Source organism: Streptomyces sp. NBC_00576 (assembly GCF_036345175.1).
In the GTDB taxonomy this organism is placed as follows: domain Bacteria; phylum Actinomycetota; class Actinomycetes; order Streptomycetales; family Streptomycetaceae; genus Streptomyces.
Genome location: NZ_CP107780.1, coordinates 6,520,729 through 6,545,454, shown reverse-complemented (window position 1 = coordinate 6,545,454; position 24,726 = coordinate 6,520,729). Strand labels below are relative to the sequence as shown.

Here is a 24,726-nt window from a genome sequence, read left to right as displayed (position 1 = left end):
CAGCACGACAACAAAAGCGCATGCCGACGGATTCACCCCCCGCTCATATCCGCAGCTCCCTGCATACAAAACTGTTTGCGCAAACTTTGTCCATAGGAAAGACCATCGCAAACTGCACACATCCGAAAGATGTCCCGTGAGCTGCATCACCTTGCGGGAGGGTTGTGCGGGTATCGGTGAAGATTCTGAAAAGGAAAGATTTCTGGTGGGTAACGTTCCGTTTTTCGACGGCTCTCCGGCGCTCCGGGAAACGAATAGCGACGGCATTGACCCGGCAAAGAGTCGTCCGTACCGTCGAATCGGCAGGCTCGCCAACTCCCCTAAGGATCACGTGAATTGGGGAGCCATGTCACGTATTCGCAGCCGTATCGCATACGGCTCAACGGGAGGATGCGAACTTTGCAAACGTCATTGTGGAGCAGACGGCGGATACTCACGAGCGTCGCCGGAGTGGCGGCGGTACCCGCCCTGCCCTCGATTCTCACTCTGAGCGCCGTCCCCGCCTACGCCGCCGACCCTGTCGACACCGGCCTGCCGGAAACCGACCGGGGCAAGGCCGTATGGGCGTACAAGACGGGTGGCCGGGCGGCCCGCGAAGCCGCCGCCGTCGCTCTCACCGGTTCCTCGGCGGCCGTATCGACATTTCTCACCGGCGAACTGCCCTTGGCGACCGCGGAGGACAACCGCGTCGGCCTGATCGCCGGCCTTTCCTACGCCGGGCAGTCCACCCGTGAGTCGGCGGAGGCCGCATTGTCGGCGGGGGACGCCGCGGTAGCCGGCTACCTGCTCGACGGCTACAGCCAGCCCCTGACGACGGACCTTCGGGTCGCGGTGTCCACCGTCCTGAACAACAGCGGCACCGCGGTGAAGCGGGAGGCCAACAAGGCACTGAACGACGGCACCCAGGCGGCTCTGCGGACGTTTCTCTCCCTGACCCAGTACACGGCTCAGCAGGAGGACGAGGAGGTCGAGGTCTTCAAGATCCTCAGCACCTCCTCCCCCCAGGTGAAGCTGTACGCGCAGCGCGCCCTGGACGAGGGGACACCCGAGGCGATCCATCAGTTCCTGGTCTCCGGTCAGTTCATCGCCCGCGCCCGGGACGAGGAGGCCGCGACGATCGACCAGCTGGTCGCGGTCGTGGAACGCGAGGGCAAGCGGGCCCAGCTCAAGACGGACCAGGCCGTCGCGGCCTCCGACCGTGCGCAGGAAGCCGCCGAGAAGGCCAAGGCCGCTGCGCTCGAGGCGGCGGCGGAGGCACGCGCCGCCCAGCAGGACGTCCGTAAGTCGGCGGCCGCCGCGAACAAGGCCGCGAGCGCCGCGGAGGGTGCCGCCGACGCCGCCAACACGGCGATCGGTGCCGCTCGCACCGCGCAGGCCGCCTCCAGCCGCGCCGCCCAGGCAGCGACGGCCGCCGCTGCCGCCGCCGCATCGGCCGGGGGCGCCGCCGCCCGTGCCTACAACGCGGCCATCGCCGCCTCCAAGGACGCGTCCAAGGCCTCGGCCGCCCGCCAGGCCGCCCAGGGCGCCCGGGACGCCGCCGCGCGCGCGAAGACCGCCGCCGCCGCTGCCGACAAGGCCGCCATCGCCTCCTCCAGCGCCTCCGCCGCCGGTTCCGCGGCGGCGAACGCCGCGCGGAACGCCGCCGCCGCGGCGAACGCCTCCGCCGACGCCGCAGCCAGCGCGGGCGCCGCCCAGTCCCAGGCCGCGAAGGCCAGGGCCGCCGCCGCGGAGGCCAACGCCGCCGCCGCCCGGGCCACCCAGGCCGCGGGCACCGCACAGACGCTGGCCAACAGGTCGGCCGCCGCCGCCCGCGTGGCCCGCGACGCCGCGAACAGCGCCGCCGCCCACGCGCTGAAGGCCGCCGCCGCGGCCGACGAGGCGGCGGACCACGCGGGCGAGGCGGTCGAGTACGCCAAGCGGTCCACCACGTACGCCAACGCGGCCGTGGAGGCGGCCAACACGGCTGCCGCCGCCGTCAAGGAGGCCCAGGAGGTGGAGAAGGCGGCCCGCGCCGCGGAGACCGCGCGCATCGCCGAGGACACCGCACTCGGCATCCTGGTGGCCCGCACCAGGGCCCAGTCCGAGATCGCCGACGCCGCCAGGGTCAACCAGCAGCGCACCCAGTCGGACATGACCTCCTCGGAGATCAAGGACCTGATCGCCGCCGCCGAGACGGCGTTGAACGGCGGAGACACCACCACCGCCGTCGCGACCGGCCGGAAGGCCGCCGTCAGGCTCCTCGACTCGACCGGCAGCTGGACCCGCGAGGCCGCCGAGTACGCCCTCGCCGGCACCGACGAGGACATCGTCAACTGGATCGGCGCCGACCGTCTCCTCGCCCAGAGTCAGGACGACCGGGAGAACGTCGTCACCATCGCGTCGGTGGCCACCGCCACCGTCGCCGAGGCCGCGCACGCCGCGCTGGCCGGCGACAACCCGAACGCGGTCCCCACCTTCCTCGACACCGGGGTCATCGCGGCGTCGGCCGAGGGCAACCGCGTCCTGCTCTTCCAGATCCTCAACGGGAACCCGGGGGCGGCCGTCAAGTCGAAGGCCGAGGCGGCGCTGGCCGACGGCAGTGCCCGTGCCCTGCACCGCTTCATCAACCTCGAAATGTCGGAGGCGGCGAAGGAGGACGACAACGTCGAGATCCTCCGTCTCCTCAACACCGGCGGCCCGTACATGAAGTCGGCGGCGCAGATCGTGCTGGAGGGCTCCGCCCGCATGCGGCGCGCCTTCGTCGTCCGGGACAAGTTCAACATCGCCCGCCTCGACCAGGACCAAGCCACCCATGTGGCCGCCATCCGTGCCTCCATCGCACACGCCGCGAAGGTCGCCGCGAAGGCCCTGGAGAACGCCGCCCTGGCATCCAAGGCAGCGGCGGAGGCCCGCCAGGCGGCGGCAGAGGCGACCGAGTGGGCGCAGAAGGCGAACAACTACGCCAAGGACGCCGAGAATTCGGCGGCTGAGGCGAAGACGAACGCCGACAACGCGGACAGGTCGGCCGCCGCGGCGGCCCAGTCGGCCAAGGACGCCCTGTCGGCGGCGTCCACGGCGCGCGGCGCCGCCCGTACCGCGAACTACTCGATGCGGCAGGCGGTGTCGTCCGCCAGGCAGGCGGTGAACTCCGCCGCCTCGGCACAGGCCTCCGCCACCTCCGCTGCGGCCTCCGCCACACAGGCCGGCAAGGACGCGACAGCGGCGGCTGCCGCCGCCAGCGAGGCCCGCGTGATCGTCGCCCAGAAGCGGCGCGCCGAGGCCGTCGAGGCGGCCCGCAAGGCGGCCGAGGAGGCGCGGAAGAACGCGCAGAACGGCACCAACCCGTCCCAGACCGCCGACAACGACGACGGCACCGGCGACACCGACTACTGGGGCATGTGGCCCGAGGACATGGGCGACGCCAAGGACTGGGCGTCGGCCACCGGCCACTGGAGCACCGTTTTCGGCGGGGCGGCGGTCGCACTCGGCCTGGGCGCCCTGTTCTTCCCGCCTGCCGCTCCCGTCCTGCTCCCGCTCGCCGGCGGAGCCAGTCTCATTTCCTGGGGTCTCCAGGGAGTGAGCACCATCTTCTCCGGCGTGGGATACGGCTGGGACAGCAGCCAGTTCCAGACGGCGCTCGGCATCACCGTCCTCGGCGGCGTCTTCTTCGGCAAGGGCCAGCTCTTCAAGAAGTTCGGCGTGGCCGAAGAGCTCGGCGCCAAGGTGTCCAACGTCGCCAGTGACGTGACAACCACGGTGATCGGCTGGGTCACCTGGTAGGTACCGTCGTACGACCGGCCGGCGTGGCGCGTGCGCACACATCACGTGGGCACGCGCACGCGCCACCCCGTCCCGTCAGGCCTGCGTCGCCGTCCGCCCGTCCGCCCGCCGACGGGCCCACCAGCTGAAGGAAGTCATGCTGACCTCCCATTTCTCCCGCACCGAGTGGTGGATCGCCGCGATCGTGGCCGGCCTTGCCCTGGCAGCGGCGATGCAGTCCCTGATCCCCGCGAAGAAGGACAAATGGAAGGCTCTGCTGCCGCCCGTGGGCGCGGCCGTGTTCATCGCCCTGAGCACGAGGACGTCCCCGGACGACGGGGAGAACCAGGCACTGATGCTGTTCACGGCGACGGCGCTCAGCCTGGCGATCACCCGGGTCATCTTCACGGGCTTCATCAGACGCCAGATGGAGTTGGCGCGCTCGGGGCAGTCCATGGAGAAGCCGACGCCCAGGCAGACCGCAGTCTTCCTCTTCACCTTCGCGGCCGTCGTGGCGGCGATCGTCGCCACTCTGTGACCGACTGATGCCGACCGTCCTGTGGTTCGTCGTAGTCCTGCTCTCCGACCTTCTCATCACCTGCGTACTGCTTCGCTGGATCCCGGCGAAGCACGAACGCTGGATCTGCGCGACCCCCTTTCCCCTGATCGTCGCGCTGACCCTGACCCTGCGATACGCCGCCGGGGCCCCCTGGCCCGCCGTGCTCGCCGCCTGCGCGGGCTTCGTATGGGGAATCCTGCTGGCCCTGCTGCCGTTCCGCGGCTGGGTGTCGTCCTGGACCCTCCCCGTACCAGGCGAGGCCCGGCTGCGTTGGCGCGAGGTGGCGCTGGTGGTGCCGGGCGTGCTGACACCGCTGTCGACGAAGCGGATGGACGCGGCCATGGCGAAGGCCTTCGCGGTCCGCCAGGTGGTACGGGGCCGCGGCCCCTTCCCTCTCCCCCTGGGCGCGACGCTGCTGGCTCTCCCGGTGACCTGCGCGCTGGCCGCCCGATGGGCGTCACAAGCACTGGGCGGCTGATACGGCGAACAGGGGCCGCCACGACGAAGGGGACGCCCGGCGAAACCAACCCCGGACGCCCCCCACAACATCACATGTGCCACATGCATCACTGCACCACATGCACCACATGCACCACATGCACCACATGCACCACAGGCCAAACGAGCTACTCCCCCAACAGAGCCCGCACCCGCTCCTGCCCCACCGCGAGCAGCAGCGTGGGCAGCCGCGGACCGGTGTCCCGCCCGACGAGCAGGACGTACAGCAGCGCGAAGAACGTGCGCTGGGCGACCTTGATCTCGGCCGGGAGTTCCTTCGGGGTGGCGTCGGCGGAGAACCCGGCCTGGACCTTGGGCACGCCGTAGACGAGATGGGAGAGGCCGTCCAGGGACCAGTTGTCGGCAAGCCCGTCCACGAGGAGCCGCAGCGACTGCCGCCCCTGCTCGTCGAGGGACTTGATCAACTCACTGTCGGGCTCGTCGCGCACGACGGTCCGCTGATCCGCCGGCACCTGCGTGTTGATCCAGGCCTCGGCCTTGTCGAGCCGGGGCCGCACCTCGTCGAGGGAGACCAGCGGATCAGCCGGGTCCAGCTCGCTCAGGATCCGCAGCGTCTGGTCCTCGGCGCCGGCGGTGATGTCGGCGACGGAGGCCAGCGTCCGGTACGGCAACGCCCGTGCCGTACGCGGCAGTTCGCCCCCAGCGGTACGTACCGCACGCGAGTGCGCGGCGACGTCCGCCGGCAGCGCGGAGCCGTCGGCGACCTTGGCGTCGAGCTTGTCCCACTCGTCGTAGAGCCGCTGGATCTCCTGGTCGAAGGCGATCTTGAAGGACTGGTTGGGCCTGCGGCGGGCGTACAGCCAGCGCAGGATCTGCGGCTCCATGATCTTCAGCGCATCGCTGGGCGTGGGCACGCCACCCTTGCTGCTGGACATCTTGGCCATGCCGCTGATGCCGACGAAGGCGTACATGGGCCCGATCGGCTGCTTGCCGCCGAAGATGCTGCCGACGATCTGCCCGCCGACCTGGAACGAGGACCCGGGAGACGAGTGATCCACACCGCTCGGCTCGAAAACGACACCCTCGTACGCCCAACGCATCGGCCAGTCGACCTTCCAGACCAGCTTGCCGCGGTTGAACTCGCTCAGCAGGACGGTCTCGGAGAACCCGCAGGCGGTGCAGGTGTACGTCAGCTCGGTGCTGTCGTCGTCGTAGGCGGTGACGGTGGTGAGGTCCTTGCCGCACCCGCCGCAGAAGGGCTTGTACGGGAAGTACCCGGCGGACCCGGAACTCCCGTCGTCCTCACCGGCGGCCCCGGACCCCTCGGCGGCCTCGACCTCGGCGTCGTCGACGGGCTTCTGGGACTGCTGGGGCTTCTTGCCGGGAGCCTTCTTGGTCCGGTACTGGTCGAGGATCGCGTCGATCTCCCCCCGGTGCTTCATGGCGTGCAGAATCTGCTCGCGATAGACACCCGAGGTGTACTGCGCGGTCTGGCTGATCCCGTCGAACTCGACACCGAGCTCGGCGAGCGCGTCGACCATCGCGGCCTTGAAGTGCTCGGCCCAACTGGCGTGGGCGGACCCCTTGGGCGCGGGTACGGCGGTCAGCGGCCGTCCGATGTGCTCGGCCCAGGAGGCGTCCACACCGTCGACCCCGTTGGGCACCTTCCGGTACCGGTCGTAGTCGTCCCAGGAGATCAGATGCCGGACCTCGTACCCCCGCCGCCGGATCTCGTCGGCAACAAGGTGCGGAGTCATCACTTCCCGGAGATTCCCCAGGTGGATGGGCCCGGAGGGAGACAACCCGGACGCGACGACGACAACCGGAGCGGTAGCGACTGATGTCACAGCGCCGGGGGCTCGACGCTCCGACTCCTCGATGACCTCATCCGCGAAACGGGAGACCCAGTCGGTGGTCTCGGTGCTCTGAGCCACGATCGGCACGTCCTCTTTATCTGAGAGTTCCTCAAGGCCGGCCGGTACGGTCGGACGGCTGACGGCCCCATTCTCCCAGGTGGGCCCAGAACCACGAAAACGGCTTTTCAGCGAGCCTCCTCCGACGGCACCGGGCCCGAGCGACGCTGCTGAGCGTTACTGCCCGAAGCTGACCGGGATGTACTGGTCGTAGGACCGGTCGACGGTGGCCGTGAAGTCGGCACGGGTGACGATGGCGCACTTGACGTCGACGTCACAGACGACGCCGTCCTTGATCTCGGGCCGGAGGTTGAGGGTGGTGAGGAAGGACCCCCCGGCCCGGTACGGCAACGTGATCCCCGGCGTCCCCACGGCACTGTCGGTGATCCGACGCGAGGACCCGTCCTTGTCGTCCCGCCCGGGCAGACAGGGCGTGGGAAGTGAGGTGTAGGTAGCGGGATCCCCCACCTTGACCCCGTCAGGAATCACGCAGAAGGCAAGGAAGATCCCCTGCCCCCGGTTGTACCCGGTCCCGGCAACGTCGACGGTGCCACCGGCGGCGGGGAGGCGGGTGGGTCCGGCGGCAAGCTTGAGATGAAAGACCTGCCCGTCGGCAGCGACAACGGCACGATGGGCAAACCCGAAGGAGGGCCCGCCGGCGGCGGCCCCGGCGGTACCCGAGAACCCGAGAACGAGCCCGGCAGCGGCAACGAGGGCGGCAAAAGCCTTGGTGGGGGGTGTCATGAGCCAATGCCTAGAACATGACTGATCGGTAGGCAACGCGAACCGAAATTATTTACATTTCAAGCACAGCCCCACCACGCACACCACCCCCTCCAACACCGACCCGCACCATTCAGCCCGTCCGGCGATTGAGGACGAGGCCCCTTCAGGGCCGATGGGGGTCTGGGGGCGCAGCCCCCAGGTTCAGGATGGGACGGGTAGGGGCGGCGGGGGCGAAAAACCCCACCCCCACCCCACCCGCGCCCAAGAAAACCCCTTTACCCCCCATGGGATACTGACCCCATCCACACGTACCCACCAGGAGAACGGCACCCACTCCATGGCCCCGGTCAAGTCCCTCACCGCCACCGTCCACCAGCGCCTCGCGGACGCCCTCACGGCAACCCTGCCGGAGGCACCCCCCGCGGACCCGCTGCTGCGACGCAGCGACCGTGCGGACTTCCAGGCGAACGGCATCCTCGCCCTCGCCAAGAAGACCAAGGCCAACCCCCGCGACCTGGCGACCCAGGTCGTCGCCAACGTGACGTCCGCCGACCTGATCAAGGACATCGAGGTCTCCGGCCCCGGCTTCCTGAACATCACGCTCACCGACAAGGCGATCATCGAGAACCTGGCGGCCAGGACCACCGACCCTGACGCCCGTCTCGGCGTACCCTTCTCCACCCACCCCGGCACGACAGTCATCGACTACGCCCAGCCGAACGTGGCGAAGGAGATGCACGTAGGCCACCTCCGCTCCGCGGTGATCGGCGACGCGGTGGCCCAACTCCTGGAGTTCACGGGCGAGAACGTGATCCGCAGGCACCACATCGGCGACTGGGGAACCCAGTTCGGCATGCTCATCCAGTACCTGGACGAGCACCCGCACGAGCTGGACCACAAGGCAAACACCTCGGACGCGGAGACCACCGGCGAGGAGGCGATGTCGAACCTCGACCGCCTCTACAAGACGGCCCGCAAACTCTTCGACTCCGACGAGGAGTTCAAAACACGGGCCCGTCTCCGCGTCGTAGACCTCCAGGCCGGCGACCCCGCAACCCTCGCCACCTGGCAGAAGTTCGTGGACGAGTCGAAGATCTACTTCTTCTCGGTCTTCGAGAAGCTGGACATGGAGATCCGGGACGCGGACATCGTCGGCGAGTCGGGTTACAACGACATGCTGGACGAGACGTGCCGCCTCCTGGAGGAGTCGGGAGTCGCGGTCCACTCGGAGGGCGCCCTCTGTGTGTTCTTCGACGACATCAAGGGCCCGGAGGGCAACCCGGTCCCGCTGATCATCCGCAAGTCGGACGGCGGCTACGGCTACGCGGCGACCGACCTCTCGGCGATCCGCGACCGCGTCTTCAACCTCAAGGCGAACAGCCTCATCTACGTGGTCGACGCCCGGCAGTCCCTCCACTTCAAGATGGTCTTCGAGACGGCACGCAGGGCGGGCTGGCTGAACGACGAGGACGTCAAGGCGTACCAGCTGGCGTTCGGCACGGTCCTCGGCAAGGACGGCAAGCCGTTCAAGACGCGTGAGGGCGAGACCGTACGACTGGTGGACCTGCTGGACGAGGCGGTGGACCGCGCGTCGACGGTCGTACGGGAGAAGGCACAGGACCTCTCGGAGGCAGAGATCACCGAGCGCGGCGCCCAGGTGGGCATCGGCGCGGTGAAGTACGCGGACCTGTCGACGTCGGCGAACCGGGACTACAAGTTCGACCTGGACCAGATGGTCTCGCTGAACGGCGACACGAGCGTGTACCTCCAGTACGCGTACGCCCGTATCCAGTCGATCCTGCGCAAGGCCGGCGAGGTACGTCCGTCAGCGCACCCGGAGCTCGAACTGCACGAGGCAGAGCGGGCGTTGGCCCTGCACGTGGACGCGTTCGCGGAGACGGTGACGGACTCGGCGTCGGAGTACGCCCCGCACAAGCTGGCGGCGTACCTGTACCAACTGGCGTCGCTGTTCACGACGTTCTACGACAAGTGCCCGGTGATCAAGCCGGCCCCGCCGAAGGACATCGCCGAGAACCGCCTGTTCCTGTCCGACGTAACGGCGAAGACCCTCCACCAGGGCATGGCCCTGCTGGGGATTCGGACGCCCGAGCGCCTCTGACGCACGACCGCACACGCACACCGCACCGGAAGCCGGGCACCCCAAGACGAACGGGTGCCCGGCTTCCGCCGTTTCGTGTTCCACGCAAGCCGTTTACGTACCCCCTAGGGGTATGTACGTTGGCATCATGACGAACTCCTCGGAGGAGCACCGCAAAGAGCCCTCGACACCACAGCCCTCAACGCCGGCCCCCCGACCGGGCATCGCACACCACTGGCCCGTTCTGGCCGGCACAGCGGCAGCCGCACTCATAAGCCTCGACATGTCCGCAGGCGTCGACGCGGCCCCGGCCCTGGCGGCCTCCGCGCTCGTCTACTTCGGCGCAGCGACCCTCCGGAAACCCTCATCGGTATGGCCGCTGTTCTTCGGCTCGGTCGTCGTCATCTTCGCCACGGAGCTACTGGGCGGAGGCGACGTGGACCCGACGTGGGTGGTGCTCGCCCTGGCCGTCCCCTTCCTGGCGTACGGCCTGCTCCACGGCCGGCGCACCAACACCCCACCCCCGCACGGCGGCTGGCCGTACCACCTGATCGCCATGGCGGCGTTCGGAGCCGCCGCAGCAACAGCCCTTGGCGTGACGGAGACCGCGGGCGCGTACTTCGTGGCGGGCGGCCTACTGGCGCACGCCGCGTGGGACGCGCACCACTACCGGATCGACAAGGTGGTGACGCGCTCACTCGCCGAGTTCTGCCTGGTCCTGGACACGATCGTGGCCGCGGTCATCGTGATCGTGACGGTGACGGGCTGAACACCGAAAGGCCGCCCGGAAGAAACCGGGCGGCCAAAGCGTGGGGCACGGGGACGATGCCCTCGGTGCGAACGTCAGATGTGCGCGGGGGCGAGCTTCGGGTTGTGGCCGTACTTGTTCTCGCCCTGGTCGCCGTCGAGGCAGTAGAAGACCAGCAGCGTGATCCCGCCGACGAGCGGGACGAGCCCGAAGAGGATCCACCAGCCCGAGCGGCCCGTGTCGTGCAGTCGACGGACGGCGACACCCAGGGCGGGGAGCAGGATCGCGAGGTAGAAGATGATCCCGATCCACACCATGTGGATGGCATAGCCGATGCCGAGCAGCGCGAGGTAGGCGATCCCCGCGAACAGTACGAACATCCAGTATTCCTTGCGGCGCGCACGCCCGCTGAACACCGCGTACTTCTTGAGTGCCTCGATGAAATAGTTCATTGGATCCCCCCAGGGAACGAGATGGGCCCACCGAGCGGATCAGGCCAGATCGAGAAGTTACGGAGCTGGCGGGAACTCGTCAATAGGGTTAGCCGTTGCAGCTCATGGGCAGGAACCAGCTCACCGAACACAACCAACGACAGTCCCTGGCCGTCGATTTCAGGACAGATCCCCGCAAGGTCATCGGTGGTGACGGCACAACCACCGGCCGTTCACGGCGCCGAGGTCCTCCGGCTGCCGAACCATGGCCGATCCATTGCCAGTTCTACGCCAGTCCGACGCAACTTCGAGGCCTCGCCGACACCGGACCGATCTCGAACCGTTGCCCGCTCCCCCTCTCCGAACCCGTCTCCAAACCCCTCTCCGACCAGGCATCCAGGTCTTCGGGGGCCGTTGTCAGTGGCAGGCCCTACAGTCACCGACATGGCGACACTTCCCAACCCGCTGCCCCACCTCGCTGCCGACCCGACCGGCAGCACGCTCGGTCTCGCTCTCCCCTCCGGGAGGCTGATCGACGCCACGGATGAGGGCCCGTGGCACGAGCCCCTCCTCTGGCACTCCGACGCGCCCTCCGCCCCCGGCGACTGGGCCGCGCACCACGACGCGTACCGGGCTGCCGGGCTCGTCCCCGTGGTCATAGAGGTGGGCGGCGGCCAAGGCGGGCCACAGGACTGGGAGTTGATGCCCGCCGACACGTCGTATCCCGGGGACCACGACCCCGAGGAGATCCTCACCGAGTTCTGGGAGGAGTACGCGGCGGAGGGCGAGGACTGGCCCGGCCTGGCCCCCGCCGCCGCCGGCACCGACACTCAGCGGGCCGATGCCCTTGCCGCCCGGCTGGCCGACTCGTTCCTCGCCCCCGGCTCCTCCTACAAGGAGCCCCGCCTCGCCCTCGTCCCGGCCCGCCGTTCCGCCGACGTCCCCGCCGCCATCGGCTGGTCCGGCCCCGCGAACTACGAGAGCGACACGGCCCGCCTCTGCGCGGTACTCCGCTCCTGGGAGGACCGCTTCGGCATACGGGTCCTGGCGCTCACCTTCAACCAGCTGGTGCTGTCGGTGGCAGCCCCGCCGACCACCCTCGCCGAGGCCGAGGCGATAGCCGCCGAGCACTTCGCGTTCTGCCCGGACAACATCACGCAGGGAGCCCACAACACCCTGCGCGCATACGCCGAACACGAACTGCTGACCAACCGGACCTGGTCCTTCTGGTGGGACTGACTGGTGGGACGGGCCGGTGGGACGGGCCGGTGGGACTGACTACCTCAGCCCCGCCCCCAACCTCCGCAACCCCTCCCCGATCTCGTCCGGAGTCTGGGTGACGAAGCACAACCGCATCGTCGCCCGGTCCACCCCGTCCGCCTCACCCGCGTAGAACGGCGCCCCGGGCACGTACGCCACCCCCCGCTCCACCACCCCACGGAACAAGGCACCGGTGTCGTACGCCTCCGGGAGCCGGGCCCAGAGGAACATGCCGCCCTCGGGGCGCGTCCAGGTCGAGCCCTCCGGGAGCGCGTCCCCGATGCCGTCGAGCATGGCGTCGCGCCGCTCCCCGTAGACACCGGCCACGCGCCGCACATGGGCGTCGAGGTCACGGTCGGCCAGGTATCGGGCGGCGGCGAGCTGGTTGACGGTCGGCGTGTGCAGGTCGGCGGCCTGCTTGGCGACGGCACACGCACGCCGCAGCTCCGCCGGTGCCCGCAGCCAGCCCAGCCGCAGCCCCGGCGCCATGACCTTGGAGAAGGAGCCGAGCAGAACCGTACGGTCCTCCGCGCCCGGACAGGAGGCGATCCACGGCACGCGCTCGCCCTCGAAGCGCAGCTCGCCGTACGGATCGTCCTCGACGATCCACACCCCGAGCCGCGCGGCCACCTCCGCCACCGCGGCCCGACGCTCGACCGGCATGGTCTGACCGGTCGGGTTCCGGAAGGTCGGCACGGTATAGAGCAGCTTGGGCCGGTGCCGAACGACCGACTCCGCCAACGCCCCCGGATCGATCCCGTCCTCGTCCCCGGGTACGGCGATCACCCGCGCTCCCGCCAGCCCGAACACCTGAAGTGCCGCGAGATAGCAGGGCGTTTCGACGAGGACGACGTCCCCGGGGTCGATCAGCGCGGTGGCGAGCAGCGACAGCGCCTGCTGGGACCCGGTGGTGACGAGGAGATCGTCGGCGTCGGTGGGCAGGCCGCGCCCGGTGTGCCGTATCGCGAGCGCCTCACGCAGGGTCGGCTCGCCCTCGGTCGTGGCGTACTGCAGGGCTCGCGCGGGCGTGTCCGCGAACACGTCCCGGAACGCGGCGGCCACACCCTCCGCGTCGAACAGCTCGGGTGCGGGCAGCCCGCCCGCGAAGTTGATCACCTCGGGCCGCGCGGTGACGGCCAGGATGTCACGGACGGCCGACCCTCCGACTGCCCGTGCCCGGGCGGCGAGCGCGGGCATGGAAGCAGAAACGGCTCTCACTGGGGCTGTCATGTGCGGCTCCTTCAGACGGGCGGACGGCACGGCTCCTGTCCACACCCTAGGGAAGTGCGTGCCGCCTACAACCGTTTTCCAGGATCCGGACACCTCCGCCGGATTCAGCCCTTGCGGCCACTCGCCCCGTACACGTTGATGTCGGCGTCCGTGACGTCGTTGATGTCGCGGTAGCGGACCTTCTCGATGTCGTCCAGCGAGTCGAAGTACGCGGCCTCGACCGCCTCCGGGACCGGCGCGCCACCGTCGGGACGCCAGTGGTGGGCGGGCACGACGCCCGGCTCGTCGAGGGTGAGCCCGTTCTCCTCGAAGAAGCGCTCCACCTCGGCCCGGGACCGCAGCACGAAGGTGAACCCGCGCTCGGTGTACGTCCGTTGGACCGCGCGGATGTTCTCGGGGTTCAGGTCCTCGGTGAGGTGACTGAGGACGAGCCGACTGCCGGACGGCAGCGCGCCGACCAGCTCACGCACGATGTCGTACGCCTCCGGCTCCGCCACGAAGTGCAGGACCGCCGCGAGGACGAGCGCGATCGGCTGGTCGAAGTCGAGGGTCTTGCGGGCCTGGTCGAGGATCTGGGCCGGGTCGCCCAGGTCGGCGTCGATGTAGTCGGTGCGGCCCTCGGGCCCGCTGGTGAGCAGGGCGCGCGCATGGGCGAGCACGATCGGGTCGTTGTCGACATACACGACCCGGGTGTCCGGGGCGACGCGCTGGGCGATCTGATGGACGTTGTCCTGCGTGGGCAGCCCGGTGCCGATGTCGAGAAACTGCCGGATGCCCTCGTCCGTCGCCATGGTGGTCACGGCGCGGCGCATGAAATCGCGGTTGTGCCGGACGTCCAGGTAACCGCGCGGATTGGCGGCGAGCGCCGCGGCCGCCGCGTTGCGGTCGGCCGGGTAGTTGTCCTTGCCGCCGAGGAAGACGTCGTAGACCCGGGCCGGGTGGGCCTTGGTGGAGTCGATCCTCCTTCTCAGCTCGGCGGGGTCCTGACTGAGAGCATCGCCGCTCATGTGGCCTCTCCCTGGGGAGGTGGTGTCCAAACCTCTTCAACTTCAACGAACAACAACCTAGCTGCCGACCGCAGTTGATATTCGAAAATCGAAAAGAGACCGTCCGACCGTCCCGGAACCCGCTCCCAGCGTCCCGGACCGCCCCCGAGCGGGACGCCATCCCCGCAGGTCAACAAGCCAATGGACGGATGGGCGTCCCAGATTCCCCTCGAAACATGGTGCTGGGACGGATCACGGCACAAGCTGTAGCCATCGAACAGCACCGAACGGCGCCGAACGGCACCGCCGCCCGTTCGCTCCCCTCCCCTCGGATCCCTCGGAAAGGGCACATCCATGTCCGTACGCACCTCCCGTACGCGCCTGTTCGCCGCCACGGCGGTCGCGCTCGTCGCGCTCACCACACTCACGGCGTGCGAGGACGGCGAGGGCGTACGGGACGAGGGCCCGTCATCGTCGTCGGCCAGGGCCCCCTGGACACAACACGACGCACCCGCGCATACACACACACCCGAGCGGGCTCACAACATGCGGGCAGCCTCGGTGGCCCAGTAGGTGAGAATGTTCTGCGCGCCGGCCCGCTTGATGCCGGTCAGGGTCTCCAGGATGGCCCGCTCCCGGTCGATCCAGCCCTTCTCCGCCGCGGCCTCGATCATCGAGTACTCCCCGGAGATCTGATAGGCGGCGACGGGTACGTCCACGGCATCGGCGACCCGGGCGAGGACGTCGAGGTAGGGCCCGGCGGGCTTCACCATCACGATGTCGGCGCCCTCCTCCAGGTCGAGCGCCAGCTCCCTCAGCGACTCCCGAACATTGGCGGGGTCCTGCTGGTACGTCTTGCGGTCCCCCTTCAGCGAGGAACCGACGGCTTCCCGGAAGGGCCCGTAGAAGGCGGACGAGTACTTGGCGGTGTAGGCGAGGATGGCGACATCCTCGCGCCCGATCTGGTCGAGGGCATCCCGGACGACCCCGATCTGCCCGTCCATCATCCCGCTGGGGCCCACCACATGAGCCCCGGCGTCGGCCTGCACCTGGGCCATCTCGGCGTACCGCTCAAGGGTGGCGTCGTTGTCGACTCGCCCTTGCGCGTCCAGGACCCCGCAGTGCCCGTGATCGGTGGTCTCGTCGAGACAGAGATCGGACATGACGAGCAGGTCGTCCCCCACCTCGGCCCGCACATCACGGATGGCGACCTGCAGAATCCCGTCCGGATCGGTACCGGGAGTCCCGAGGGCGTCCTTCTTCCCCTCCTCCGGCACCCCGAAGAGCATGATCCCGGAGACCCCGGCTGCGACGGCGTCCACGGCCGCCTTCTTCAGACTGTCCCGGGTGTGCTGAACGACGCCGGGCATGGCGGCGATCGGCACGGGCTCGCTCACCCCTTCCCGCACAAAGGCGGGGAGGATGAAGTCGGCGGGGTGCAGCCGGGTCTCGGCGACCATGCGCCGCATAACGGGCGAGGTACGCAGCCGCCGAGGCCGCGCACCGGGAAAGGATCCGTACTTCGACATGCCCCCACGCTACGCCCGCCCCAAGTCCCCCTTTACCGACGCAGCGTCGGGCACTTTCAGCCCGTCTGGGGGTCCCCCCTCTGGGGGAGTTTGAGGACGAGCGCGTTCAGCGCGAAAGGGGGGTTCGGGGGCGCAGCCCCCGAGGATGGGACGGGTAGGGGCGGCGGGGGCGAAAAACCCAACGCCCACCCCCACCGCACCCCCGCCGCAACTACGTGGTCCGCCGACGCCGAGCCCCCGGCCGCCGCTCACTCGGCCGAGTAACCGGATCCCCCGACTCCACAGCAGAAGCCCTCCGCCGCAACCCGAAGTCCGCCAGCGCCTCCGCCAACTTGTGCACGGACGGCTCCGGAGCCATGACATCGACCCGCAGCCCATGCTCCTCAGCGGTCTTCGCCGTAGCCGGCCCGATACACGCGATCACCGTCACGTTATGAGGCTTGCCCGCGATGCCCACCAGGTTCCGCACAGTGGACGACGACGTGAAGAGAACGGCATCGAAGCCACCCCCCTTGATCGCCTCCCGAGTCTCCTGCGGCGGCGGCGAGGCCCGCACCGTCCGGTAGGCCGTGACGTCGTCGACCTCCCAGCCCAGCTCGATCAGCCCGGCGACCAACGTCTCCGTGGCGATATCGGCCCGGGGCAGGAAAACGCGATCGATCGGATCGAAAACCGGATCGTAAGGAGGCCAGTCCTCCAGCAACCCGGCCGCCGACTGCTCCCCACTGGGCACCAGATCAGGCTTCACACCGAAAGCGACCAACGCCTTGGCGGTCTGCTCCCCGACGGCCGCGACCTTGATCCCGGCGAAGGCACGGGCATCAAGCCCGTACTCCTCGAACTTCTCACGCACAGCCTTGACCGCATTCACGCTCGTGAAAGCGATCCACTCATAACGGCCCGTGACCAGCCCCTTGACCGCCCGCTCCATCTGCTGGGGCGTCCGCGGCGGCTCGACAGCGATCGTCGGCACCTCGTGCGGCACGGCCCCGTAGGACCGCAACTGGTCGGAGAGCGACGCCGACTGCTCCTTCGTACGCGGCACCAGCACCCGCCACCCGAACAGCGGCTTGCTCTCGAACCACGACAACTGCTCACGCTGAGCAGCGGCTGACCGCTCGCCGACCACGGCTATCACCGGCCGGCCACCGTCGGGCGACGGCAGCACCTTGCCCTGCTTGAACATCTGGGCAATGGTCCCCAGCGTCGCCGACCAGGTCCGCTGACGCGTCGTGGTCCCGGCGATCGTCACGGTCAGCGGAGTGTCGGGCTTACGCCCGGCCGCGACCAGCTCACCCGCGGCGGCGGCCACCGAGTCGAGGGTCGTCGAGACGACCACCGTCCCGTCGGAAGCCCCGACCTCGGTCCAGCACCGGTCCGACGCCGTACGGGCGTCCACGAACCGGACGTCCGCGCCCTGCGCGTCCCGCAGCGGCACACCGGCGTACGCGGGCACGCCCACGGCGGCCGCGACGCCCGGTACCACCTCGAAGGGGACGCCCGCGCGGGCGCACGCCAGCATCTCTCCGGCGGCGTACGTGTCGAGCCCGGGATCCCCGGACACCGCACGCACGACCCGCCTGCCGCCCCGCGCGGCCTCCATGACAAGATGTGCGGCATCCCGCACAGCGGGTACACCAGCGGTCGTTGACGCGCCGTCAACAACCGTTAGTTGAGGCGTGCCTGTGCCTGGATACGTGCTGCCAATAGGCGTGTCCAATTCGGTATCGAGCTCGGCGACGCCTTGTCTGGCGTGCGTGCGTACGACGTCGAGCACCTCGTGCTCGGCGACCAGTACGTCCGCGTTAGCCAGCGCCTCGACGGCGCGCAGAGTCAGTAGTCCCGGATCCCCGGGTCCGGCACCAAGAAAGGTGACGTGCCCATGGTCCGGACCGGCGGGAAGGGTGGTGGGGCTCACTGTGCTCGCTCCCCCATCAGACCGGCCGCGCCCTTGGCAAGCATCTCGGCTGCGAGTTCACGGCCGAGCGCCATTGCTTGGTCGTACGTCTCGGGCACGGGACCGGTGGTGGACAGCTGCACCAGCGTCGAGCCGTCGGTCGTGCCGACGACGCCGCGCAGGCGCATCTCCTTGACAATCTGCCCGTCGGCCAGCAGGTCGGCCAGCGCGCCCACAGGGGCGCTGCAACCGGCCTCCAGGGCGGCGAGCAGTGACCGTTCGGCGGTCACGGCGGCCCGGGTGTCCGGGTCGTCGAGCTCGCCGAGTGCCGCGATCAGGTCAGAGTCGTGGGAGGTGTTCCCCGCTCTGCACTCGATCGCCAGGGCCCCTTGGCCAGGGGCAGGCAGAACTATGTCGACCGACAGGAAGTCGGTCACTTCGTCGGCGCGCCCGATCCGGTTGAGCCCGGCCGCGGCCAGGACAACAGCATCCAGCTCACCGCTGCGCACGAACCCGATCCGGGTGTCGACGTTCCCCCGGACCGGAACGACCTCGACGCTCAGCCCATGGGCACGCGCGTACGAGTTCAGCTGGGCCGTGCGCCGGGTAGAACCCGTCCCGACCCGCGCGCCGGGCGGCAGGTCGGTGAACTTGAGGTCGTCACGCGCCACCAGTACGTCACGCGGATCCTCGCGCTCCGGTACGGCGGCCAGCACCAGGTCGTCGGGCTGCGCGGTCGGCAGGTCCTTCAGCGAGTGCACCGCGAAGTCGACCTCCCCGCGCAGCAACGCCTCCCGCAGAGCGGTCACGAAGACGCCCGTGCCGCCGATCTGGGCGAGGTCCTCGCGGGACACATCGCCGTACGTCGTGATCTCGACGAGCTCGACGGGCCGTCCGGTCTGCCGTCTCACGGCGTCCGCGACCTGCCGGGACTGGGCCAGGGCGAGTTGACTCCGCCTGGTCCCAAGTCTCAGCGCCCCTTGTGCTGGCTCACTCATGCTCGCCCTCGGTTCTCGGCGTTCTGCTCAGAATGGTCAGTGTCCCGGTCGGCCTGGTCCGCCCGGTCCGCCCGGGACACGGAGGTGACCGTCTCCTGGTCGAGGTCGAACAGGGTGCGCAGCGCGTCCGCGTACCCGGCGCCGCCGGGTTCGGCCGCGAGCTGCTTGACCCGTACGGTCGGCGCGTGCAGCAGTTTGTCGACCACGCGCCGCACGGTCTGCGTGATCTCGGCACGGTGCTTGTCGTCGAGCCCGGGCAGCCGCCCGTCGAGCCTGGCGATCTCACCGGCGACCACATCGGCGGCCATGGCGCGCAGCGCGACGACGGTGGGCGTGATGTGCGCGGCGCGCAGGGCGGCGCCGAAGGCCGCGACCTCGTCGGCGACGATCCGCCGGACCTGGTCGACGTCTGCCGCCATCGGAGCGTCCGCCGAGGCCTCGGCCAGCGACTCGATGTCCACCAGTCGCACGCCGGCCAGCCGGTGCGCGGCGGCGTCGACGTCCCGGGGCATCGCGAGGTCGAGCAGCGAGAGCACGGCCGGGGGCCGGTCCACACCGACCAGCGCCTCCGGACGCCGCCGCTCGGGAATCCGCCCGAGGGCGGCCACGGTCAGGGCGAGCGCTGCGATCAGTTCACGGTCGTCGTCGGGCGTACGACGCGCCGCGTCCCGCCGGCCGACGGTGCCGTTGTCCACCCAGGCCGCGTGCTGCTCCAGCGTCGCCGCGTCCATCCCGGCGACGGCGGCCTCGCCCATCACCGAGAACCCGGCCGACTCCTGCACGGCCTGGCCGGCCTGCCCTGCGGACAGGTCCAGCGGACAGCCGTCCTCGGTGCCGAGGCTGGTGGGCGGCAGGGCCGTCCATATGTCACCTTTCGCCGTCGTACGAGGGGACAGCCCGGCCTCGTCCGCCGGCACGCGACCCTCGACGGCCGCCGCGATGATCTCGGCGGTGAGGACGAGCCCGGTCGCACCGGTACAGGAAACGGCTATATCGGCACGTGTCAGCTCGAAGGGCACCGATTCCATCGGAACCGCGCGGGCGGACACGGACGTGGCGCCGCCCGCGTAGCCGTCGAAACCCTCGTACTGACTGCCCTCTCCGTATTCGCTGTTCTCGCTGTTCTCGTTGATGATCTGCGCGAGCCGCTCGGCACGATCCGGTGTGCGGTTGGCGATGACGATCTCGGCGACCCCGAGCCGCGCGAGCGTGGCGGCGGCCAGCGAGGACATGGACCCGGCGCCGATGACCAGGGCTTTCTTGCCCACGGCCCAGGATTCCACCGAAGCCACCGAAACCCCGGCCCCCCTCCCCCCAGCCAGCTGCTGGAGCCCGAAGGTGACCAGAGACTGTCCGGCCCGGTCGATGCCGGTCTCGGAGTGGGCGCGCTTGCCGACCCGCAGCCCCTGCTGGAACAGGTCGTTCAGCAGTCGGCCGGCGGAGTGCAGATCCTGCGCGAGGGCGAGCGAGTCCTTGATCTGCCCGAGGACCTGCCCCTCGCCGACGACCATGGAGTCGAGCCCGCAGGCGACGGAGAACAGGTGGTGGACAGCCCGGTCCTCGTAGTGCACGTACAGATACGGAGTGAGTTCGTCCAGCCCCACCCCGCTGTGCTGGGCGAGCAGCGTGGACAGCTCGGCGACACCCGCGTGGAACTTGTCCACATCCGCGTACAGCTCGATGCGGTTGCAGGTGGCGAGCAGCGCGGCCTCGGTGGCCGGCTCGGCGGCGACGGTGTCCTGAAGCAACTTGATCTGCGCGTCCTGGGACAGCGCGGCCCGCTCAAGGACGCTGACGGGAGCACTGCGGTGGCTCAGCCCGACGACGAGGAGACTCATGCCGGCATCACGGCGGGAACGTCCCCGTCAGGCCCATTGCCACTGCCACTGCCACGACCACCGTTGCCGGTACGAGCGCCCTGCCTCTTGGCCGCGGCCCTGGCTGCGGTGCCGGCCGCAGCGGCGGCGTCGGCGGCGGCAGCCGCGGCGTCGGCCTCCTCGCCCGCCTTGCGCTGCTCGTGGAAAGCGAGGATCTGCAGCTCGATGGAGAGATCGACCTTGCGTACGTCGACACCGTCCGGAACGGTCAGGACGGTGGGCGCGAAGTTCAGAATGGACGTGACGCCCGCGGCGACGAGCCGATCACACACGGGCTGAGCGGCACCGGCGGGGGTGGCGATAACGCCAATGGACACGCCGTTGTCCGCGATGATCCTTTCCAGATCATCCGAGTGCTGCACCGGAATACCGGCGACCGGCTTTCCCGCCATGGTGGGATCTGCGTCGATGAGGGCGGCCACCCGGAATCCACGGGAGGCGAAGCCGCCGTAGTTCGCGAGGGCGGCGCCGAGATTACCGATGCCGACGATCACTACCGGCCAGTCCTGGGTGAGCCCCAGCTCACGGGAGATCTGGTAAACGAGATACTCGACGTCGTAGCCGACGCCACGCGTTCCGTACGAGCCCAGGTAGGAGAAGTCCTTACGCAGCTTCGCGGAGTTGACGCCCGCGGCGGCGGCCAGTTCCTCGGAGGAGACCGTGGGTACCGAGCGCTCCGACAGTCCGGTCAGCGCACGGAGGTACAGCGGAAGCCTGGCGACGGTGGCCTCGGGAATCCCTCGGCTGCGGGTCGCCGGTCGGTGAGTTCGGCCAGTTGCCACGGTGCTCCTGCGGGTAGCGCGGGGCTGCAGGCGGTCACACGTTCCTGGACCGCCCCGTCGAATGCAGGCTATGTCTTTGTGAACGCGTGCACAAAGATGGTGTCCGATTTGCCCGGCCAACGTGACCGGGGTCACGCACCCCCGGCGCACACGTATGGAACCGGCGCACAAGCACCGCCGTCCCTCGCCGTCACAGGCACCGTTCGGGGGCAAAACCGCACACACTCCTCATGAATCCCGCCCCCGAGATCTGAACCGCCCTCGATCCTAAGCGACTTTCCGGACCACTTGGACTGCTCGGTCAGCACTTGGTCAGAACTCGACCACTCGGTAATCGATCGGGAATCTATGTGAGGGCTTTGCGAAGACGTTCTTCGCTGACACGCCAGAAGGTGTGCTGGGCGCCGTCGATGAGCACGACAGGGATCTGTTCCCAGTACTCACGGTTGAGTTCTTCGTCCTGAGTGATGTCCTTCTGTTCCCAGGGCACCCCAAGATCGGCGCACACCTTCTCGACAACTCCTTGTGCGTCATCACACAAATGACAACCGGGCTTCCGGATGAGAGTGACGAGCCGAGACTGGGGCGTACGGCGGTCGACGCGCCGAAACAGAGGACTCATACAGCCATTGTCCCGCGACCGCCGGGAAGGCATCCGGGCCCGCAGGGGAGCGGCGGATCCAGTTCTTTAACTGTGCGGTCGCGGAGAGTTCACAACCTCCAAACCTCTCGACTCCGGAAGCACCGAACAAACTGGCTATGCTCACGCCATGGCCGCTCTCGGATGGCTCACTCCCCGTAGGCGCTCCGCCACGGCGCGGAGCGTGTTGGCAGGCGAGGCCTCGGCGGAGGCAGCGCGCAAATCCTCCCAGGAGCTGGAGGAACTGACGCATGCGCCGGTCCCGCCCGGCACCGAGGAGGAACCGGCTTTCCCCGTCCTCGGTGACGACAAGGCCGCTGCCTTCTTCGACCTCGACAACACCGTGATGCAAGGCGCCGCGATCTTCCACTTCGGCCGGGGCCTGTACAAGCGGAAGTTCTTCGAGACCCGCGATCTCTACCGATTCGCCTGGCAGCAGGCGTGGTTCAGGCTGGCCGGCATCGAGGACCCCGAGCACATGCAGGACGCCCGGGACTCCGCCCTCTCCATCGTCAAGGGCCACCGCGTCGCCGAGCTGATGTCGATCGGCGAGGAGATCTACGACGAGTACATGGCCGAACGCATCTGGCCGGGCACGCGCGCGCTGGCCCAGGCGCACCTGGATGCGGGCCAGAAGGTGTGGCTGGTAACGGCGGCCCCGGTGGAGATCGCCACGGTCATCGCCCGCCGCCTGGGCCTGACGGGCGCCCTGGGCACGGTCGCGGAGTCGGTGGACGGCGTATACACGGGCAAGCTGGTGGGGGAACCCCTGCACGGCCCGGCGAAAGCGGAAGCGGTCCGCGCCCTCGCCACAGCGGAAGGCCTGAGCCTCTCCCGCTGCGCGGCATACAGCGACTCGCACAACGACATCCCGATGCTGTCCCTGGTGGGCCACCCCTACGCGATCAACCCGGACACCAAGCTCCGCAAACACGCCCGCCAACTGGACTGGCGCCTACGGGACTACCGCACCGGCCGCAAGGCGGCGAAGGTCGGCATCCCGGCGGCAGCAGGCGTAGGAGCAGTGGCCGGCGGCACCGCAGCAGCAATCGCCCTACACCGCCGCCGCCGCTGACCCCCACGACACACAGAAGAAGCCCCAACCCCACCCCGACCACTCCCCCTCCGACACGGCCCCACCCCTCACACGTCGACCACCCCCTTCAGCAGGCCGGCCCCTTCATAGGCCGACCCACCGCTCCACACCGGCCGCCCCCCTCCAGCACGGCCCCACCCCTCACACCTCGGCCGCCCCCTCCAGCACAGCCGACCCCCCTCACGCGCCGACCCACCCCTCCACCTCGGCCGCCCCCTCACACCTCAGCCACCCCCTCCAGCACGGCCGACCCCCCTCACACCTCAGCCACCCCCTCCAGCACGGCCGACCCCCTCACACCTCAGCCACCCCCTCCAGCACAGCCGACCCCCCTCACACCTCGGCCACCCCCTCCAGCACAGCCGACCCCCCTCACACCTCGGCCACCCCCTCCAGCACGGCCGCCCCCGCCTCCACCCCGGCCGTGGCCCGCCCCCATGCCGGCCGGGTCTCCCTCCCATGCCGGCCGGGTCCGCCCCTCACACGTCGGCCCGCCCCTCACACACCGGCAATCCCCGCCAGCCCGGGCGGTCCCCTTCGAGCTCCGGCCCGCATCTCCAGCCCGTCCGGCGCTTGAGGACAAGGCCCGTTCAGGGCCGGCGCGGGGGTCTGGGGGCGCAGCCCCCAGGTTCAGGATGGGACGGGTAGGGGCGGCGGGGGCGAAGAAACAACCATTCGCCCAACCGCACCCCCGTAACCCCTCCATCAGTCCCGTTGGCCGTACACAGCCACAACACGCCCCGAGCGGAGCTCAACTCGGCCTTTATCGATCAACAACCTGTCACACTGCGGCACTTGAACGGGCGTCAATAGGTAACAGAAGCGACGTAATCGATGATTTGAGCAACCGGGTGTAGCAGCGCCTGTACGAAGCGTTATTCTCCTCAGACGCAAACCGGTACCCCTCCGTCGCCACGACGGGTGAACGGTCCCGCACTGCACGTGATGGAAGCTCTGCCTCTGGGAGTCCCGTGTACCCACACGTCGGGGTTGACGCCTCGGGCCTGGCTACGCTGCGCGCAACGGTCCTAGACCTGTTGCGCGGCTTCGTCCCCACCGCGTACGCCGTCCCCGCATTCGCCACCGCCGCACCAATCGGCCCGTGCTACGCACTGGCCGACGGCACCGCCGCGGTCGGCAGACGAGGCCGCGCGGCCGGCGCCGGCGCCGCCACCACTCGCCGCCCCGCTGCGGACAGTGACAGCGCCCGCATGATGGACCTTGTCGAGCGAGCACAGGCCGGCGAGGCCGACGCCTTCGGCCGCCTTTACGACCAGTACAGCGACACTGTGTACCGGTACATCTACTACCGAGTGGGAGGAAAGGCCACCGCCGAGGACCTGACGAGCGAGACATTCCTGCGCGCCCTGCGCCGCATCGGAACCTTCACCTGGCAGGGCCGTGACTTCGGCGCCTGGCTCGTCACCATCGCCCGCAACCTCGTCGCCGACCACTTCAAGTCCAGCCGTTTCCGGCTCGAAGTGACCACAGGCGAGATGCTGGACGCCAACGAGGTCGAGCGCTCACCGGAGGACTCCGTCCTGGAGTCCCTCTCGAACGCCGCTCTCCTCGACGCCGTAAAACGACTCAACCCCCAGCAGCAGGAGTGCGTGACGCTGCGTTTCCTCCAGGGGCTGTCCGTCGCCGAGACCGCCCGAGTGATGGGCAAGAACGAGGGCGCCATCAAGACCCTCCAGTACCGCGCCGTCCGCACACTCGCCCGGCTCCTCCCGGAAGACGCGCGCTGAGCACCATACGA

General features: G+C 69.4%; 20 protein-coding genes. 9 read left to right on the top strand and 11 right to left on the bottom strand.

The annotated features are described in order from the left end of the window. Window positions 1-450 precede the first annotated feature (450 nt). The 3 genes from OG734_RS28330 to OG734_RS28320 all read left to right on the top strand — a co-directional run bounded on the left by OG734_RS28330 (window position 451) and on the right by OG734_RS28320 (window position 4,775). Complete coding sequence (locus OG734_RS28330) at window positions 451-3,759, top strand: ALF repeat-containing protein (RefSeq protein WP_330290304.1); 3,309 nt, start codon at window positions 451-453, stop codon at window positions 3,757-3,759. A 136-nt stretch (window positions 3,760-3,895) separates the two neighbouring features. After that, a complete protein-coding gene (locus tag OG734_RS28325; RefSeq protein ID WP_330290303.1) occupies window positions 3,896-4,276 on the top strand; it encodes a hypothetical protein in 381 nt (126 codons plus the stop codon). A gap of 7 nt (window positions 4,277-4,283) precedes the next feature. Then, window positions 4,284-4,775: a hypothetical protein gene (locus tag OG734_RS28320; protein ID WP_330290302.1), complete on the top strand. Its 492-nt coding sequence runs from the start codon at window positions 4,284-4,286 to the stop codon at window positions 4,773-4,775. A 148-nt stretch (window positions 4,776-4,923) separates the two neighbouring features. Here the strand turns inward: OG734_RS28320 and lysS are convergent, their stop codons facing one another. Together lysS and OG734_RS28310 are read right to left on the bottom strand one after the other, a co-directional pair. Next, a complete protein-coding gene (gene lysS / locus OG734_RS28315; protein WP_330290301.1) occupies window positions 4,924-6,699 on the bottom strand; it encodes a lysine--tRNA ligase in 1,776 nt (591 codons plus the stop codon). Window positions 6,700-6,846: 147 nt separating this feature from the next. Further along, window positions 6,847-7,413 carry a hypothetical protein gene (locus tag OG734_RS28310; protein WP_330290300.1) on the bottom strand — a complete coding sequence of 189 codons (567 nt, stop codon included), beginning with the start codon at window positions 7,411-7,413 and terminating at the stop codon, window positions 6,847-6,849. A 319-nt stretch (window positions 7,414-7,732) separates the two neighbouring features. On the opposite strand from OG734_RS28310, the gene argS reads away from it, so the two are divergent. Both argS and OG734_RS28300 read left to right on the top strand, forming a co-directional pair. Next, on the top strand, window positions 7,733-9,514 hold the full coding sequence (gene argS / locus OG734_RS28305; RefSeq protein ID WP_330290299.1) for an arginine--tRNA ligase: 1,782 nt from the start codon (window positions 7,733-7,735) through the stop codon (window positions 9,512-9,514). A gap of 127 nt (window positions 9,515-9,641) precedes the next feature. After that, window positions 9,642-10,262, top strand: a complete 621-nt coding sequence (locus tag OG734_RS28300; protein WP_330290298.1) for a hypothetical protein — start codon at window positions 9,642-9,644, stop codon at window positions 10,260-10,262. A 74-nt stretch (window positions 10,263-10,336) separates the two neighbouring features. On the opposite strand, the gene OG734_RS28295 is transcribed toward OG734_RS28300, so the two are convergent. Continuing rightward, the gene (locus OG734_RS28295) at window positions 10,337-10,693 is read right to left on the bottom strand and encodes a DUF805 domain-containing protein (RefSeq protein ID WP_330290297.1); all 357 of its coding nucleotides are present in this window, start codon (window positions 10,691-10,693) and stop codon (window positions 10,337-10,339) included. 423 nt (window positions 10,694-11,116) lie between these two features. Here OG734_RS28295 and OG734_RS28290 point away from each other — a divergent pair, with 423 nt between their 5' ends. Then, window positions 11,117-11,911 (top strand): DUF4253 domain-containing protein, encoded by a 795-nt coding sequence (locus OG734_RS28290; RefSeq protein WP_330290296.1) that lies wholly within the window; start codon window positions 11,117-11,119, stop codon window positions 11,909-11,911. Between the two features lie 39 nt (window positions 11,912-11,950). Here the strand turns inward: OG734_RS28290 and OG734_RS28285 are convergent, their stop codons facing one another. Together OG734_RS28285 and OG734_RS28280 are read right to left on the bottom strand one after the other, a co-directional pair. After that, the gene (locus OG734_RS28285; RefSeq protein ID WP_330290295.1) at window positions 11,951-13,162 is read right to left on the bottom strand and encodes an aminotransferase-like domain-containing protein; all 1,212 of its coding nucleotides are present in this window, start codon (window positions 13,160-13,162) and stop codon (window positions 11,951-11,953) included. Between the two features lie 104 nt (window positions 13,163-13,266). After that, entirely contained in the window at window positions 13,267-14,169 is a 903-nt protein-coding gene (locus tag OG734_RS28280) for an SAM-dependent methyltransferase (RefSeq protein ID WP_330290294.1), read from the bottom strand. Between the two features lie 333 nt (window positions 14,170-14,502). Here OG734_RS28280 and OG734_RS28275 point away from each other — a divergent pair, with 333 nt between their 5' ends. Beyond that, window positions 14,503-14,721 (top strand): hypothetical protein, encoded by a 219-nt coding sequence (locus tag OG734_RS28275; RefSeq protein ID WP_330290293.1) that lies wholly within the window; start codon window positions 14,503-14,505, stop codon window positions 14,719-14,721. Here OG734_RS28275 and hemB read toward each other — a convergent pair. The 6 genes from hemB to OG734_RS28245 form a co-directional block, all read right to left on the bottom strand. Then, entirely contained in the window at window positions 14,688-15,677 is a 990-nt protein-coding gene (gene hemB, locus OG734_RS28270; protein ID WP_330290292.1) for a porphobilinogen synthase, read from the bottom strand. The two genes, OG734_RS28275 and hemB, sit on opposite strands and share 34 nt — an antisense overlap. A 211-nt stretch (window positions 15,678-15,888) precedes the next feature. After that, window positions 15,889-17,595, bottom strand: a complete 1,707-nt coding sequence (locus OG734_RS28265) for a uroporphyrinogen-III synthase (RefSeq protein WP_330290291.1) — start codon at window positions 17,593-17,595, stop codon at window positions 15,889-15,891. After that, window positions 17,592-18,572: a hydroxymethylbilane synthase gene (gene hemC, locus OG734_RS28260; RefSeq protein ID WP_330290290.1), complete on the bottom strand. Its 981-nt coding sequence runs from the start codon at window positions 18,570-18,572 to the stop codon at window positions 17,592-17,594. Before hemC ends, OG734_RS28265 begins: the two co-directional genes overlap by 4 nt. Continuing rightward, on the bottom strand, window positions 18,569-20,410 hold the full coding sequence (locus OG734_RS28255; protein WP_330290289.1) for a glutamyl-tRNA reductase: 1,842 nt from the start codon (window positions 20,408-20,410) through the stop codon (window positions 18,569-18,571). Before OG734_RS28255 ends, hemC begins: the two co-directional genes overlap by 4 nt. After that, window positions 20,407-21,231, bottom strand: coding sequence for a redox-sensing transcriptional repressor Rex (locus OG734_RS28250; protein WP_330290288.1), 825 nt, complete (start codon window positions 21,229-21,231; stop codon window positions 20,407-20,409). Before OG734_RS28250 ends, OG734_RS28255 begins: the two co-directional genes overlap by 4 nt. A 346-nt stretch (window positions 21,232-21,577) precedes the next feature. Continuing rightward, window positions 21,578-21,853 (bottom strand): glutaredoxin family protein, encoded by a 276-nt coding sequence (locus OG734_RS28245; RefSeq protein ID WP_330290287.1) that lies wholly within the window; start codon window positions 21,851-21,853, stop codon window positions 21,578-21,580. A 148-nt stretch (window positions 21,854-22,001) separates the two neighbouring features. On the opposite strand from OG734_RS28245, the gene OG734_RS28240 reads away from it, so the two are divergent. Continuing rightward, window positions 22,002-22,946, top strand: a complete 945-nt coding sequence (locus OG734_RS28240; RefSeq protein ID WP_330290286.1) for an HAD family hydrolase — start codon at window positions 22,002-22,004, stop codon at window positions 22,944-22,946. A gap of 992 nt (window positions 22,947-23,938) precedes the next feature. Beyond that, window positions 23,939-24,715: an ECF subfamily RNA polymerase sigma factor, BldN family gene (locus tag OG734_RS28235; protein WP_330290285.1), complete on the top strand. Its 777-nt coding sequence runs from the start codon at window positions 23,939-23,941 to the stop codon at window positions 24,713-24,715. Window positions 24,716-24,726: the final 11 nt, after the last annotated feature.

Bases quoted from the DNA above. Each gene is read 5' to 3' on its own strand.
- OG734_RS28325 (WP_330290303.1), top strand. From the start codon at position 3,896: ATGCTGACCTCCCATTTCTCCCGCACCGAGTGGTGGATCGCCGCGATC.
- OG734_RS28320 (WP_330290302.1), top strand. From the start codon at position 4,284: ATGCCGACCGTCCTGTGGTTCGTCGTAGTCCTGCTCTCCGACCTTCTC.
- OG734_RS28310 (WP_330290300.1), bottom strand. From the start codon at position 7,413: ATGACACCCCCCACCAAGGCTTTTGCCGCCCTCGTTGCCGCTGCCGGG.
- argS (WP_330290299.1), top strand. From the start codon at position 7,733: ATGGCCCCGGTCAAGTCCCTCACCGCCACCGTCCACCAGCGCCTCGCG.
- OG734_RS28300 (WP_330290298.1), top strand. From the start codon at position 9,642: ATGACGAACTCCTCGGAGGAGCACCGCAAAGAGCCCTCGACACCACAG.
- OG734_RS28295 (WP_330290297.1), bottom strand. From the start codon at position 10,693: ATGAACTATTTCATCGAGGCACTCAAGAAGTACGCGGTGTTCAGCGGG.
- OG734_RS28290 (WP_330290296.1), top strand. From the start codon at position 11,117: ATGGCGACACTTCCCAACCCGCTGCCCCACCTCGCTGCCGACCCGACC.
- OG734_RS28285 (WP_330290295.1), bottom strand. From the start codon at position 13,162: ATGACAGCCCCAGTGAGAGCCGTTTCTGCTTCCATGCCCGCGCTCGCC.
- OG734_RS28280 (WP_330290294.1), bottom strand. From the start codon at position 14,169: ATGAGCGGCGATGCTCTCAGTCAGGACCCCGCCGAGCTGAGAAGGAGG.
- OG734_RS28275 (WP_330290293.1), top strand. From the start codon at position 14,503: ATGTCCGTACGCACCTCCCGTACGCGCCTGTTCGCCGCCACGGCGGTC.
- hemB (WP_330290292.1), bottom strand. From the start codon at position 15,677: ATGTCGAAGTACGGATCCTTTCCCGGTGCGCGGCCTCGGCGGCTGCGT.
- hemC (WP_330290290.1), bottom strand. From the start codon at position 18,572: ATGAGTGAGCCAGCACAAGGGGCGCTGAGACTTGGGACCAGGCGGAGT.
- OG734_RS28255 (WP_330290289.1), bottom strand. From the start codon at position 20,410: ATGAGTCTCCTCGTCGTCGGGCTGAGCCACCGCAGTGCTCCCGTCAGC.
- OG734_RS28245 (WP_330290287.1), bottom strand. From the start codon at position 21,853: ATGAGTCCTCTGTTTCGGCGCGTCGACCGCCGTACGCCCCAGTCTCGG.
- OG734_RS28240 (WP_330290286.1), top strand. From the start codon at position 22,002: ATGGCCGCTCTCGGATGGCTCACTCCCCGTAGGCGCTCCGCCACGGCG.